11 protein-coding genes are annotated in these 13,704 nt (G+C 72.1%); 4 read left to right on the forward strand and 7 right to left on the reverse strand.

Annotation, left to right across the window (positions count from 1 at the left end; translation table 11 throughout):
- The 6 genes from pgl to tkt form a co-directional block, all read right to left on the reverse strand.
- The coding region (pgl, locus tag AB0J39_RS32395) for a 6-phosphogluconolactonase (RefSeq protein WP_363471736.1) at window positions 1-689 on the reverse strand (689 nt) is incomplete at its 3' end.
- Entirely contained in the window at window positions 686-1,609 is a 924-nt protein-coding gene (locus AB0J39_RS32400) for a glucose-6-phosphate dehydrogenase assembly protein OpcA (RefSeq protein WP_363471738.1), read from the reverse strand. The genes pgl and AB0J39_RS32400, both read right to left, overlap by 4 nt.
- Before the next feature lie 49 nt (window positions 1,610-1,658).
- Window positions 1,659-3,179 carry a glucose-6-phosphate dehydrogenase gene (zwf, locus tag AB0J39_RS32405; RefSeq protein ID WP_346228972.1) on the reverse strand — a complete coding sequence of 507 codons (1,521 nt, stop codon included), beginning with the start codon at window positions 3,177-3,179 and terminating at the stop codon, window positions 1,659-1,661.
- Window positions 3,180-3,378: 199 nt separating this feature from the next.
- Window positions 3,379-5,004, reverse strand: a complete 1,626-nt coding sequence (locus tag AB0J39_RS32410; RefSeq protein ID WP_363471740.1) for a glucose-6-phosphate isomerase — start codon at window positions 5,002-5,004, stop codon at window positions 3,379-3,381.
- A 7-nt stretch (window positions 5,005-5,011) separates the two neighbouring features.
- Window positions 5,012-6,115, reverse strand: coding sequence for a transaldolase (gene tal, locus AB0J39_RS32415; RefSeq protein ID WP_363471742.1), 1,104 nt, complete (start codon window positions 6,113-6,115; stop codon window positions 5,012-5,014).
- A 10-nt stretch (window positions 6,116-6,125) separates the two neighbouring features.
- Entirely contained in the window at window positions 6,126-8,237 is a 2,112-nt protein-coding gene (gene tkt / locus AB0J39_RS32420; protein WP_363471752.1) for a transketolase, read from the reverse strand.
- Between the two features lie 270 nt (window positions 8,238-8,507).
- Between tkt and AB0J39_RS32425 the strand changes: the two genes are divergently transcribed.
- The 3 genes from AB0J39_RS32425 to AB0J39_RS32435 all read left to right on the forward strand — a co-directional run bounded on the left by AB0J39_RS32425 (window position 8,508) and on the right by AB0J39_RS32435 (window position 10,723).
- Window positions 8,508-9,434 carry a heme o synthase gene (locus AB0J39_RS32425; protein ID WP_363471754.1) on the forward strand — a complete coding sequence of 309 codons (927 nt, stop codon included), beginning with the start codon at window positions 8,508-8,510 and terminating at the stop codon, window positions 9,432-9,434.
- 193 nt (window positions 9,435-9,627) lie between these two features.
- Window positions 9,628-10,251 (forward strand): serine/threonine-protein kinase, encoded by a 624-nt coding sequence (locus AB0J39_RS32430; protein WP_363471744.1) that lies wholly within the window; start codon window positions 9,628-9,630, stop codon window positions 10,249-10,251.
- A 163-nt stretch (window positions 10,252-10,414) separates the two neighbouring features.
- Complete coding sequence (locus AB0J39_RS32435; RefSeq protein WP_363471746.1) at window positions 10,415-10,723, forward strand: hypothetical protein; 309 nt, start codon at window positions 10,415-10,417, stop codon at window positions 10,721-10,723.
- 31 nt (window positions 10,724-10,754) lie between these two features.
- Here the strand turns inward: AB0J39_RS32435 and AB0J39_RS32440 are convergent, their stop codons facing one another.
- Window positions 10,755-12,317 carry a N,N-dimethylformamidase beta subunit family domain-containing protein gene (locus AB0J39_RS32440; protein ID WP_363471748.1) on the reverse strand — a complete coding sequence of 521 codons (1,563 nt, stop codon included), beginning with the start codon at window positions 12,315-12,317 and terminating at the stop codon, window positions 10,755-10,757.
- Between the two features lie 137 nt (window positions 12,318-12,454).
- On the opposite strand from AB0J39_RS32440, the gene AB0J39_RS32445 reads away from it, so the two are divergent.
- On the forward strand, window positions 12,455-13,704 hold a 1,250-nt coding region (locus tag AB0J39_RS32445), incomplete at its 3' end, for a PrsW family intramembrane metalloprotease (RefSeq protein WP_363471750.1).

The raw sequence follows: 13,704 nt of genomic DNA on the forward strand, positions 1-13,704 counted from the left end.
GAGGCCGGCGGCGAGGGCGCCGAGCATGGAGCGGGCCTCGTCGGCGCCGTTGTCGGCGTCGAAGCGCTCGTAGGCCATGTGCTTGTCGGACATGAGGCGGCCCGCAGCGCCGGGAACGTCAGCGACAGCCGGGTCGGCGGCGGCTTGGGGGAGCCGTGCACCGCCACCACCGAGCGCTCCTCCTCGTAGACCGCGGGTTTGTCCGGGAACAACGAGGCGACGTGCGCGTCCGGTCCCATGCCGAGCAGGAGCACGTCGAACGACGGCACCGGCCCGTGGTCCTCGGGCCTGGCCGCCTTGGCCAACTCGACCGCGTACGCGTCGGCGGCCTCCTCGGCGGTCATCCCCGAGTCGGGGCCGGGCATCGGGTGGACCCGGGCCGGATCCACGTCGACGTGGTCGAGCAGGGCCTGGCGGGCCCCGGTCTCGTTGCGCTCAGGATCGCCGGTCGGCAGGAACCGCTCGTCGCCCCACCAGATGTCGAGCGCCCGCCAGTCGATGGCGTCGCGCGCCGCCGTCCCCGCGAGGGCGGCGAGCGTCGCGATACCGACGGTGCCGCCGGTCAGCACCAGGTGCGCCGAACCGCGGGCCGCCTGGGTGTCCACCAGCCGCGTGATGAGGCGGGCGGCCACGGCCTGGGCCAGCAGCTCGGCGTCCCGGTGGACGATGACGGTGGGAACGCCGCTCACGCCCGTCCCCGCCCCTTCATCTCCGCCAGCCGACGGATCGCGGCGGCGTAGATGTCGTCGGGGTCGAGCCTGCGCAGCTCCTCGGCCAGCAGCTCCGAGGTCGGCCGGCGGGCCAGGGCGACCCGGCGGTCGGGGTTGCCGGGCCGCGACAGCGTTGCGAGCCTCGCGTCGGTCCTGCTCACGGTCAGCTCGCCGCCGTCCTCGATGGACAGCCGCACGCCCGTCAGGCCGGGGCCGGCGGAGTCGGCGACCTCGATCGGCACCTCCAGCCGGTCGCACAGCCAGGCGGCCAGCAGCGGCGCGCTGGGGTTGCCCGCAGCGGCCTCCACCACGCCTCCGGTGACCTTCCCGATGGGCTGGTCGAAGGCGGCGGCCAGCAGGCTGCGCCACGGCGTGAGCCGCGTCCAGGCCAGATCGGTGTCGCCGGGCACGTACTGGCCGGCCCGGGCGGCGATGGCCGACACGCCGTCCTGAGCCGACCTGGCGTCGGTGATACGGCGGCTGCCGAGGTGCCCGATCGCGGTCTTGGCGGGGACGTCCGGGCAGTCGCCCGGCCACCACACCACCACCGGCGTGTCGGTGAGCAGCAGCGGCGTGATCACCGAGTCGGCGTGCTCGGTCAGCTCGCCGTACAGGCGCAGCAGCACGACCTCGCCCGGCGCCGACTCGCCCACGCGGATCTCCGCGTCCAGCCGGTTGGGCTCGGCCGGGTCGCGGCTGATCACTATGAGGATGCGCGAGGGGTGCTCGCGCGCCGCGTCGGTGGCCGCGCGCAGGGCGTCGTACTGCCCCGCCTCGTCCACCACCACGACGAGCGTCAGCACCATGCCGACGGCGGGCGCGCCCATCTGGTGCCGCAGGCGGGTGAGCGTCGAAGAGATCTTCGACGCGGTCGTCTCGGTCAGGTTGAAGGTCGTCACACCGCTCTCCGCTCGATCCGCCCGGAACGCGCCTCGCCGGAAGCCGCGCTCACAGCCGCCTCCAGGCGCGTCCGTCCCTGGCCAGCATCGCGTCGGCCGAGGCGGGCCCCCAGGAGCCGGACTCGTACCCCTCGGGCTTGCCCTCGGAGGCCCAGAACTCCTCGATCGGGTCGAGGATCTGCCACGACAGCTCCACCTCCCGCTGGTGCGGGAACAGCGGCGGATCACCGATGAGCACGTCGAGCAGCAGCCGCTCGTACGCCTCGGGGGAGGACTCCATGAACGACTCGCCGTAGGCGAAGTCCATGTTGACGTCCCTGACCTCCATGGCCGTGCCCGGCACCTTGGAGCCGAAGCGCACCGTGATGCCCTCGTCCGGCTGCACCCGGATGACCAGCGCGTTGTGCCCGAGGATCTCGGTGTCGTCCTTGCTGAACGGCAGGTGCGGCGCCCGCTGGAAGACGACGGCCACCTCGGTCATCCGGCGGCTGAGCCGCTTGCCCGTCCGCAGGTAGAACGGCACCCCCGCCCACCGGCGGTTGGCCACCTCCAGCTTCACCGCGGCGTACGTCTCGGTCGCGGAGTCGGAGGAGATGCCCTGCTCCTCCAGGTAGCCGACGACCGGCTCGCCGCCCTGCCAGCCCCGCGTGTACTGGCCGCGGGCGGTGCCGGTGGCCAAATCGGCGGGCAGCTTGACGGCCCGCAGCACCTTCTCCTTCTCCCGGCGCAGCGCGTCGGCGTCGAAGGACGTGGGGTCCTCCATCGCGACCAGCGCGAGGAGCTGGAGCAGGTGGTTCTGGATCACGTCACGGGCCGCGCCGATGCCGTCGTAGTAGCCGGCCCGGCCGCCGATGCCGATGTCCTCGGCCATCGTGATCTGGACGTGGTCGACGTAACCGCGGTTCCAGATCGGCTCGTACAGCGTGTTGGCGAAACGGAGCGCCAGGATGTTCTGGACGGTCTCCTTGCCGAGGTAGTGGTCGATCCGGAAGACCGAGCTCTCCGGGAACACCGCGCTGGTGATCGCGTTGAGCTCCTGCGCGCTCTTCAGGTCGTGCCCGAACGGCTTCTCGATGACGACCCGGCGCCAGGAGCCCTCGGGGCCCTTGGCCAGGTTCGTCCGCTTGAGCTGCTCGATCACGAGCGGGAAGAACTTCGGCGGCACCGACAGGTAGAAGGCGTAGTTGCCGCCGGTGCCCCGCGTCTCGTCGATCTCCTTGAGCATCATGGCGAGCACGTCGAAGGCGCCGTCGTCGCCGAACTCGCCGGGGCAGAAGTGGATGCCCTCGCTGAGCTGCTTCCAGACCTCGTCGCGGAACGGCGTCCGCGCGTGCTCCTTGACCGCCTCGTACGTGACCTGGGCGAAGTCCTCGTGCGCCCAGTCGCGGCGGGCGAAGCCGACCAGGGAGAAGCCCGGGGGCAGCAGCCCCCGGTTCCCCAGGTCGTAGATGGCCGGCAGCAGCTTGCGCTTGGCGAGGTCGCCCGTGACGCCGAACAGCACGAGCACGCACGGCCCGGCCACCCGGGGCAGGCGCCGGTCGCGCGGGTCACGCAGCGGGTTGGCCGCCATGGTCAGCTCGGTCGTCCCCGTCGTCGCGGCCTGCGCGGCGGCCAGGACCGCCCGCTCGGCGGCCGTCAGGTCGTCCACGGCCTGCTGCGGCAGCTCGCCTCCCGCCTGCCGGGCGTCGTCGGCGGGGGCCTGCGGCTCCTGTTGCTCCGTCATGTGTCCTCCCTGCGGACGGGCCCTACGCCTGTAACGCATCGCATCTTCAGAGCTCCTCCGCCACGGAGAGCAGATGCCTGACGCCGGCGACGCGGTCGGTGAGGTGCAGGCGGACCGCCGGACGGCCGCGGGAGGTCAGGGCTCCCAGGTCGCCCAGCGCCTGCGCGAGTTGCAGCCTGCCCAGCGTGTACGGCTTGCCGGGGACCTCGACGTCGTCGGAAACGGCCCCGGTGACCTGCAGGAACACGCCGGCCTCCGGCCCGCCCTTGTGGTACTGGCCGGTGGAGTGCAGGAAGCGCGGGCCCCAGCCGAACGTCACCGCGTGGTCGGTGCGGTAGTCGAGCAGGGCCCGCAGGGTGGCGACGTCGGCGCTCGCCCACGTCTCGGTCATCTCCTCGAAGGAGGCGTCGCCGACCACCGCGGCGTCGAACGCGGCCTCGCGGTCGAGGTACGCCATGACCGCCAGGTAGCCGCGCTCGGGGATCGCGCGCAGCAGCCAGGTGAGGACGTCGGCCAGGTTCTTCAGGTCGCCGGGCACGTCGCCGTACACCTCGACCGGGCCGTCGGTGAGCATCGGCGTGCCGGTCGGCAGCGGGCCGTCGCCGGCCTCCTGCAGGATCCTGGTGGTGTTCTCCTTCGACTCGGCCACGTTCGGCTGGTCGAACGGGTTGATCCCCAGCACCCGGCCGGCGATCGCCGTGGCGTACTCCCAGACGAGGAACTGCGCGCCGAGCGGGCCGTCGACGGTCGTGCCGCTGTCGGGGCCGATGGTGACCAGGAACTGGTCACCGGCCTCGGCGGCCTCGGCGCCGACGACGGGCAGGATGCCCTTGCCCTCCTTGCCGGTCGACTCGGCGATGAGCTGCTCGATCCAGTCGGGCAGGCCGGTGATGTCGGAGGGCGCGTCGCGCAGGATGAGCTTGTCGCGGCCCTGCAGCGCCCGCGCGCCGAGCAGCGCGCCGAGCTCCAGGCCCGGGTTGCCCTCGTCCTGCGCGAGCAGCGGCGCCACCGCGGCGGCGTCGTCGAGCAGCTTGGCCACGTCGGCGCCCGCCAGGGCGCTCGGCACCAGGCCGAACGCCGTGAGCGCGCTGTAGCGGCCGCCCACGTTCGGGTCGGCGAGCACGACCGGGTATCCGGCCTCGATGGCCGCCCGCTCGAGCGGCGAGCCGGGGTCGGTGACGACCACGATCCGCTCGGCCGGGTCGATGCCCGCGTCCAGGAACGCCTGCTCGTAGACGCGCCGGTGGCTGTCGGTCTCGATCGTGCCGCCGCTCTTGCTCGCCACCACCACGATCGTGCGGTCGAGCCGGTCGGCGAGCGCGCGGCGGACCTGGTGCGGGTCGGTGGTGTCGAGGACGGTCAGCGGCACGTCCTCGGTGGCGCAGATCACCTCGGGGGCGAGGGAGGAGCCGCCCATGCCGGCGAGCACCACGTGGTCCAGGCCCGCGGCGCGGGCCCGCTCCACCAGCTTGGCGATCTCCGGCAGCAGCTCCCTGCTGGCGCGGTGCAGGCCCAGCCAGCCCAGCCGGATCGCGGCCTCGGGCTGCGCCTGCGGGCCCCACAGCGTGGAGTCGCCCGCGGCGAGGGCCGCGGGCACCCCCTCGGCCACGAGCTTGTCCTTGACCGCCTTGACGGCGTCCGCCTCGTCGCCGAGGGTCACCTCGATTGTCATCTGTAGCTCAGGCCTTCCGCAGCTCGCCGTCGACGGTCTCGAGAAGCTCGCTCCAGGACGTCTCGAACTTCTCGACGCCCTCCTCCTCCAGCGCGCGGACGACGTCGTCGTAGTCGATGCCGGCCTGCTTGAGCGAGGCCATGACGTCCCACGCCTGCTGGTAGAAGGGGCGGATGGTGTCGCCCGAGATCCGGCCGTGGTCGGCCGAGGCGTCCAGCGTCTTCTCCGGCATGGTGTTGACGACCCCGGCCGTGACCAGCTGCTCGACGTACAGCGTGTCGGGGAAGTCGGGGTTCTTCACGCCGGTGGAGGCCCACAGCGGGCGCTGCGGGTGCGCGCCGGCCGCGCGCAGCGCCTGCCAGCGCGGCGAGTTCATGACCTCCTCGTACGCGGCGTACGCCAGGCGGGCGTTGGCCACGGCGGCCTTGCCCTTCAGCTCGGCGGCCTCCGGCGTGCCGATCTTGTCGAGGCGCTTGTCGATCTCGGTGTCGACGCGGCTGACGAAGAACGACGCGACCGACTCGATCGTGGCCAGGTTGAGGCCGTTGGCCTTGGCCTTCTCGAGCCCGCTGAGCCAGGCGTCCATCACCTGGCGGTACCGCTCGAGCGAGAAGATCAGCGTGACGTTGACGCTGATGCCCTCGGAGATGGCCTGGGTGATCGCCGGCAGGCCCTCGACCGTCGCCGGGATCTTGATGTGCACGTTGGGCCGGTCGACCAGCCACCAGAGCGCGCGGGCCTCGGCGATCGTCGCCTCGGTCTTGCGGGCCAGGCGCGGGTCCACCTCGATCGACACGCGCCCGTCGACGCCGCGGGTGGCGTCGAAGACCGGCCGCATCACGTCGGCCGCCCAGCGGATGTCGAACGTGGTGATCGCGCGTACGGCCTCCTCGACCGTCACCCCGCGGGTGGCGAGGTCGCGCAGCTGCGCGTCGTAGGCGTCGCCCTTGCTCAGGGCGGAGGCGAAGATCGTGGGGTTGGAGGTGACCCCGGTGACGTTCTTGTCGCGGATCAGGGCGGCGAGGTTGCCGGAGCGCAGCCGCTCCCGGCTGATGTCGTCGAGCCAGATGGAGACTCCGGCGTCGGTCAGCCGCTTCAGATTCTCATTCATCCTTCGTCCCTCAGTTTCCGGTCGTCTCGCCCTTGTCGGCGCCCGTCTTGGCCAGGCTGGCCTTGGCGGCGGCGACGACGCGGTCGGCGGTGAGGCCGAACTGCTCGTAGATCGTCTTGTACGGCGCGGAGGCGCCGAAGTGGTCGAGACCGAGCACCTCGCCCGCATCTCCCACGAACTCGCGCCAGCCGAGCGTGATTCCCGCCTCGACGGCGACCCGGGCCTTGACGGCGGGCGGAAGCACGGTCTGCTTGTAGGCGGCGTCCTGCGCCTGGAACCACTCCACGCACGGCATCGACACGACGCGGGTCGGGATGCCCTGCGACTCCAGGATCGTGCGGGCCTCGACGGCGAGCTGGACCTCGCTGCCGGTGCCGATGATCACGACCTCGGGCTGGCCGTTGGAGGCGTCCTGCAGCACGTAGCCGCCCTTCGCGACGGCGTCCGGGTCGCCGGCGCCCTCCAGGGTGGGGACGTTCTGCCGGGTCAGGGCGAGGCCCGCCGGGCGGTCGTTGTTCTCCAGCACGGCCTTCCACGCGGCCGCGGTCTCGTTGGCGTCGGCCGGGCGGACGACGTCGAGGCCGGGGATCGCGCGCAGCGCCCACAGGTGCTCGATCGGCTGGTGGGTCGGGCCGTCCTCGCCGAGGCCGATCGAGTCGTGCGTCCAGACGTAGGTCACCGGCAGCTTCATCAGCGCGGCGAGACGCACCGACGGCCGCATGTAGTCGCTGAACACCAGGAACGTGCCGCCGTAGGGGCGGGTGCCGTTGTGCAGCGCGATGCCGTTGAGGATCGCGCCCATGCCGTGCTCGCGGATGCCGAAGTGCAGCGTCCGGCCGTACCGGTGACCGGGGAACTCCTTGGTCTGGTACTCGTCCGGGATGAAGGACGGCTCGCCCTTCATCGTGGTGTTGTTGGACTCCGCCAGGTCGGCCGAGCCGCCCCACAGCTCCGGCAGCACCGGCGCGAGCGCGCTCAGCACCTCGCCGGACGCCTTTCGGGTCGCGACCTGCGAGCCGATCTCGAACGACGGCAGCGCCTTGTCCCAGCCCTCGGGCAGCTTGCGCTTGGAGATCCGGTCGAACAGCTCCGCCCGCTCGGGGTTGCCCTCACGCCAGCTCTGGTAGCCCTTGTCCCACTCGGCGCGCAGGGCGCGCCCGCGCGCGACGACCTCGCGCGCGTGGCCGAGCACCTCGGCCGGGACCTCGAAGCTCTTGTCGGGGTCCATGCCGAGGACGCGCTTGGTCGCGGCGACCTCGTCTGCGCCCAGGGCCGAGCCGTGGATCTTGCCGGTGTTCTGCTTGTTCGGCGCCGGCCAGCCGATGATCGTGCGGAGCTTGATGAACGTCGGCCGGTCGGTCTCCGCGCGGGCCGCCTCCAGCGCGTCGTACAGCGCCTGGACGTCCTCCTTGTACTCCCCGGTGGCGGTCCAGTCGACCTCCAGGACCTGCCAGCCGTACGCCTCGTAGCGCTTGGCGATGTCCTCGGACAGGGCGATCTGGGTGTCGTCCTCGATGGAGATGTGGTTGGAGTCGAAGACCACGGCCAGGTTGCCGAGCTTCTGGTGACCCGCGAGGGCGCTGACCTCGTGGCTGATGCCCTCCTCGAGGTCGCCCTCCGAGGCGAAGCACCAGATCATGTGGTCGAACGGCGAGGCGCCGGGCGCGGCGTCCGGGTCGAACAGGCCGCGCTCGCGGCGGGCCGCCATCGCCATGCCGACCGCGTTGCCGATGCCCTGGCCGAGCGGGCCGGTCGTGGTCTCCACCCCGGCCGTGTGCCCGTACTCCGGGTGGCCCGGCGTGAGGCTGCCCCACTGCCGGAGCGCCTTGAGGTCGTCCAGGGTCAGGCCGTAGCCGGACAGGTAGAGCTGAATGTAAAGCGTCAGGCTCGAATGCCCGCAGGAGAGGACGAACCTATCCCGCCCCGCCCACTTGGGATCCGAGGGGTCGTGACGCAGGACCCGCTGGAAAAGAAGGTAGGCGGCGGGGGCGAGGCTCATGGCGGTGCCGGGGTGACCCGACCCCGCCTTCTCCACGGCGTCCATCGCCAGGGCCCGCACGACGTCGACCGCCTGCCGGTCGAGGTCACTCCACTCAAGGCTTGCGCTGCTCAACTGCTCGATCCCCTCTAGTTGTCGCGCCGTTCTGGCATTTCCCGCCCACAGGGGACCCTAACGGGTTCGGCGTAATACCGTTTGGTAGCCACCTCGGTAACGGCCCCATGCGGCCTCGGCCCCGATTGGGGGACCACCTGCGGTGGCGACTACAGTGATTGACCAAGTGCCGGCTGCTGCCCGGAGACAGGCTGCCCGGAGATCCGCCCTAATCAGAGGTTACGCGTTGACCCCGCACGTGTTGGAAGCGCCTTGACGGTCTTGACGAACAAGCAGACGGTGGCCCCCCTCGGGTCCACCGCGACGGCCACGGCTCCCCGCTCCCTGGGGGCGCTCGTGAAGGCCTACGTGGCGCTCACCAAGCCCCGGATCATCGAGCTGCTGCTGATCACGACCCTGCCGGTCATGTTCCTCGCGGCGCATGGCCTGCCCGACCTGTGGACCGCCACCGCGACCATGGTGTTCGGCACCCTGTCGGCGGGCAGCGCGAACGTCCTGAACTGCTACATCGACCGGGACATCGACCGGACGATGCGGCGCACCCGCAGGCGTCCGCTCGCCAAGCACGACGTGTCGCCGATGGGCGCGCTGGTCTTCGGTGTGATTCTCGGCACTCTTTCCACGCTCGGGCTCGCCCTCACGGTGAACGGGCTCGCCGCGGCGCTGTCGCTGGGCGCGATCCTGTTCTACGTCTTCGTGTACTCGCTGGTGCTCAAGCGGCGCACGTCGCAGAACATCGTGTGGGGCGGCATCGCCGGGTGCATGCCGGTGCTGATCGGCTGGGCCGGCATCACCGGCGGGGTGTCGTGGGCCCCGGTCGTGCTGTTCGGCGTCGTGTTCTTCTGGACGCCGCCGCACACCTGGACGCTCGCCATGCGCTACCGCGAGGACTACGCGGCGGCCGAGGTGCCCATGCTCCCGGTGGTCGCCACCGAGCGCCGGGTGGTCCAGCAGGTGGTCGCCTACACCTGGGCCACGGTGCTGTGCTCGCTGCTGCTGTGGCCGGTCGCCGGCACCTCCCTGCTCTACCCGGCCGCCGCGCTCGTGCTCGGCGTGGTCTGCCTCGTTGAGGTCCACCGCCTGCTCGGCCGGGTGAAGGCCGGCAAGACCGGCGTCGACCTGCGCCCGATGCGGTTCTTCCACTGGTCGAACATCTATCTGGCGCTGCTGTTCCTCGCCGTCGCGATCGACTCCCTGCTCGTCTGAACCACCCGGATCGGCGCTCACGGCCGGTGGAGAGCCCTCCGCCCGCCTGAGCGGGCCGGCATCGCCCGCCCTTTGTGACCACTCCTCCCCGACCTGGTCCCGGTTGGCGGTTCAACGCACCGCCCGGGTGGCCGCCCTCTCCGGAGAACCGCGGCGAGGCCGGGATTTGAGCGGCGCCATCCCCCCTCGGCCGGTGGGCGAAGGGTGGTCGTTCAATCCGCCGCCCGGATGGACCGTTCCCGACGACTGGGAACCTCCCGCCGACTGGGAGGGACCGGATCCGGACTGGCCCCCCGCACCGCCGTACTGGCTGTGGTGGAAGGAGCCGCCACGTCCTGCGGCTGTCGCATCGGCGGCGATCGGTCCGCTGAACGCGGCCGACCCCACGAGGATCGGCGGGTACCGGCTGGTGGGACGGCTCGGATCGGGCGGCATGGGAGTCGTCTACGCGGGAGTCGGCGCCGACGGCCGCAGGGTAGCGGTCAAGGTCGTCCACCCGGCCTTCGCCGGAAACGAGGAGTTCCGCGCCCGGTTCGCGCGGGAGACCGCGGTCGCCGGCAGAGTCGCCGGTGCGTGCATCGCCCATGTGATCGAGGCAGACACCGCGGCCGAGAAGCCATGGCTGGCCACCGAGTACGTTCCCGGGCCGACGCTGGACGCCTACGTCCGCGGACACGGCCCGCTGGCCGGAGACGGCCTGTACGGCCTGGCCGCCGGTCTGGCGGAGGCCATCGTGTCCGTCCACGCCGCGGGCGTGGTGCATCGCGATCTGAAGCCCGCCAACGTCTGGGCGGCGCCGCGGGGCTCGGCGAGGTGACGGAGGACGGGCGGACGGCAGCATCGGAGTCACCACGCGTGATCTCGGCGCCGGTGGTACCACCCACGTCTTCGTCATCCCGCCGGGCAAGACCGACCTGAACGACGGAGTGCAGATGTCGCCCGGCAATGATCCGGATTGCCGCTTGTCGGGGATCACATGGGTGGGTGAGCAGTGGGTGGCGCTGGAGGACCGCCTCGAATGGGGAGGGGGGAAGTGCCGGGACGGCGCTCACCTGGTCGCGATAGATCCCGCCACGAACGAGATGACGTCGGTCGGCCCCAAACTGCCGAAGAACCCTCCCTACGCGCTTCAGGAGGATTTCTACGGACGGGTCTACGCCTGGGGGGCCGGGCGCTTCATCGTGAACGGATCGGAGTTCAGGGGCGTCCCGGGCCCTCGGTACCAGTGCGGCGAAGCCGAGGACTCCTGTCTCGAAGAGGGCGGGATCTGGCCTGCCGCCGCTCTCTAGTGCGCTGTCGGCCGGCTCCGGCGCCGGGCGGTCAGCGGCGGTAGGTCTTCCGTACGTTGTCGTCCGGGGCGGGCAGGCGCTCGGCCGCCGGTCCCTCCGCGAAGCCCTTCAGCAGGTTGGTCGTCGCGAGGGTGACGAAGGCCCGTGTGCGCGCGCCGATGCCGTGGGCCCGCGGCAGGTCGCGGGTGCCGGCCATGAGGGTCTCGGCCCACCGCATGGTCCCCGAGGCGAACACCCCGGCCCCGCTCGGCGCCGTGTAGTAGGCGGCGTCGGCGAAGCTGGGCCGCCCCACGCAGGTCACCGGCGAGTGGGCGAGGATCTGCAGCGGCCTGGGCGTCGGCACGTCCGTGTTCACCCGGTCGTACTCCACGCCCACCAGGTGCGGGAACGCGTCGCCACGGCGGACGCCGGTGCCCGCGAAGATCCAGTGGCGGGGCTCGTGCACCACGAACGGCGCGTCCACGGGATACCCGTCGTAGTACACGCCGATGAGAGACGACTCGGGGTCGGCCTTCGGAGCCGCCCGGAAGTCGGTCGTCGCCAGCGACGGGCGCGTGCGGACCAGCGGGTCGCGGTCCACCGCGGTCTTGTAGCAGACCACCGTCCTGCCGTCCTCCTCCAGCCGGACGCGGCGGTAGCAGGTGTTGGCGCCCAGGAAGGCGAGGTTGGCGCCCGCGTCGCGGGCCTCGGTCACGGTGCGCCGCATCCCGGGCGTCCAGTACTCGTCGTGCCCGAGGAAGATCACCGCCGACGCGCCGGCGAGGACGTCGTCGCCGGCCTCCAGGTCGCCGCCCGTCGTGTACGCCAGGGGGAGGCCGAGCCGTTCGGCCAGCGCCACCACCGGCCGCTCGTGGATGAGGAACTTCTCCATCCCGGTGCGGTCGTAGGGGCGGTCGAAGCTGACCGCGAGCGAGCGGCTGTCGTAGCGGCCGTCCTCGCCGTAGTAGAGGCTGTAGCCGCCCCACCGGTTGTACGCCTGCCACGTGGGGGTGGCGTGGACCAGCACCGTGCGCCCGGCGCCGGAGGCCGAGCGCACGACCAGCGGCACGTACCGCTGGTGGCCGCGCTCGGTGTCGAGGCGCAGCAGGTAGGCCCCCTCCGGCCAGCCGTCCGTGGACACGGTGAGGGATCGCCGCCACCCCGCGCGTACGGTGCGGGTGTCCCCGGTGAGCCGCCCGCGGCCCTGGTCGCGTCCCCTCATCCACCCCGAGCGCCACACGCGGCGGGCGAGCGTGCCGCCGTACCAGCCCATCCGGTACGCCGTGACCCGGTAGCGGCCCTCGGTGGTGGAGACGTGCAGCCCGAACGACTCCCCGGGCAGCACGCTCGCCCGGTCGCCGTAGCCCTCGATCGCCTCGTCGGGGCCGCGCCCGCGCACCCGCCAGTCCGGGTCTCCGGGCAGCAGCCGTTCCGGCGCCGGCCTTCCGGGCGACGGCGTGGGGGCGGCGGAGGGCGGCGGGGAGGCGGGCGCGGAGGCGTCCCGGGACCCGGGCGCGCACGCGGCGGCCGAGCCGGCGACCGAGCCGACGGCCGCGGCGCACGCGACGCGGAGGAAACCGCGTCGTCCGAGCCCGTCACGCGGTGCGACATCCATGATCGCCCATTGTGCCGGTAACCGGGACGTGTTCCGGACGACCGGCCCGGCGCGCGAGACGATCGGCGGACGCAATCCAGGGGATCTTTTGGGGCCGGAGGAGGACCACGGCGGGCCTGTTCGGTTACAGTCGCACAGTGGCAGGCCTCGACCCCCGCGCCGTCCTCAGGGAGCGTCCGTCCATCGGTCTCATCGTGGGTCTGGTCGTCGCCGGGATCTGCGCCCTGGTGTCGTTCTCCTTCGACATCATCAACGGCGAGCCGGTCCAGTTCTTCATCGCGCTCGGGCTCGCCGTGGCCCCCGTGCCGCTGCTGCTCGCGGGCGTCCTCGCCCTCGACCGGATGGAACCGGAGCCCCGCAACAACCTGATATTCGCGTTCGCCTGGGGCGCCGGCATCGCCGTCCTGCTCGCCGGCGTGCTCAACTCGCTCAACCTCGTCTACGTGGCCCACCAGCTCGGGGACATGACCAACGCCCGCAACCTGGTCGCCACGTTCGGCGCCCCGCCGGTGGAGGAGACGGCCAAGGGGCTGGTCCTGCTCGGGCTGCTGTGGTTCCGGCGGCATGAGCTGGACGGGCCCACCGACGGGATCATCTACGCCAGCATGGTCGGGCTCGGCTTCGCCATGTCGGAGAACGTCAGCTACTACCTGGCCGCGCTGGAGGAGAACGGCGCGCAGGGACTGGCCGCCACGCTCGTGCTGCGGGCCGTGCTGTCGCCGTTCGCCCATCCGCTGTTCACCTCCCTGATCGGGATCGCGGTCGCGTACGCCGCCCAGCGCGGGGGCGCGGTGGGAGTCGTCGTGATCGTCATCGGGTGGATCGGCGCCATGCTGCTGCACGGCCTCTGGAACGGCTTCGCCTCCTTCGGCGGCCTCGGCGGGCTCGCCATCGCCTACCTGCTGCTGATGATGCTGCTCGTCGTCGAGCTCATCGTGATCTTCCGGGACAGACGGCGGATCGTCGGGCTGATCCAGCACTACCTGCCGCCGTACGAGCGCAACGGGCTGATCAACCAGGCCGACATCTTCATGCTGTCGTCCCTGCGCCGCCGGCGGCAGGCCAGGGCGTGGGCCAAGGCCCACGGCGGCAGGGCCGGGGCACGGGCCATGATCGACTACCAGGTGGCCTCGACCGAGCTCGGGCTGCTGCACGCCCGGGCGGCCCGGGGCGGGGTGGACGAGCGGACCTTCCGCGACCAGCAGCGGTCGCTCGCGGACCTGATGGCCTACGCCCGGCTGTCGTTCCCGCTGCCGGAACGCCACCAGGCGAGCGCCGCGCGAGGGGTGCCGCCGCCGGGGTACGCTCCGGGCGCCCCACCACCCGGCAAGTGGCCCGGCCCACCCGGCCCCTGCCGATACCAGGGCGGCACGGCGGGGCCGCCGCC

The sequence above is a fragment of the Microbispora sp. NPDC049633 genome (assembly GCF_040675265.1).
Lineage (GTDB): Bacteria > Actinomycetota > Actinomycetes > Streptosporangiales > Streptosporangiaceae > Microbispora > Microbispora maris.

Coding starts and splice junctions, on each gene's coding strand:
- AB0J39_RS32440 (WP_363471748.1), bottom strand. CDS start 12,317: ATGGATGTCGCACCGCGTGACGGGCTCGGACGACGCGGTTTCCTCCGC.
- tal (WP_363471742.1), bottom strand. CDS start 6,115: ATGAATGAGAATCTGAAGCGGCTGACCGACGCCGGAGTCTCCATCTGG.
- AB0J39_RS32410 (WP_363471740.1), bottom strand. CDS start 5,004: ATGACAATCGAGGTGACCCTCGGCGACGAGGCGGACGCCGTCAAGGCG.
- zwf (WP_346228972.1), bottom strand. CDS start 3,179: ATGGCGGCCAACCCGCTGCGTGACCCGCGCGACCGGCGCCTGCCCCGG.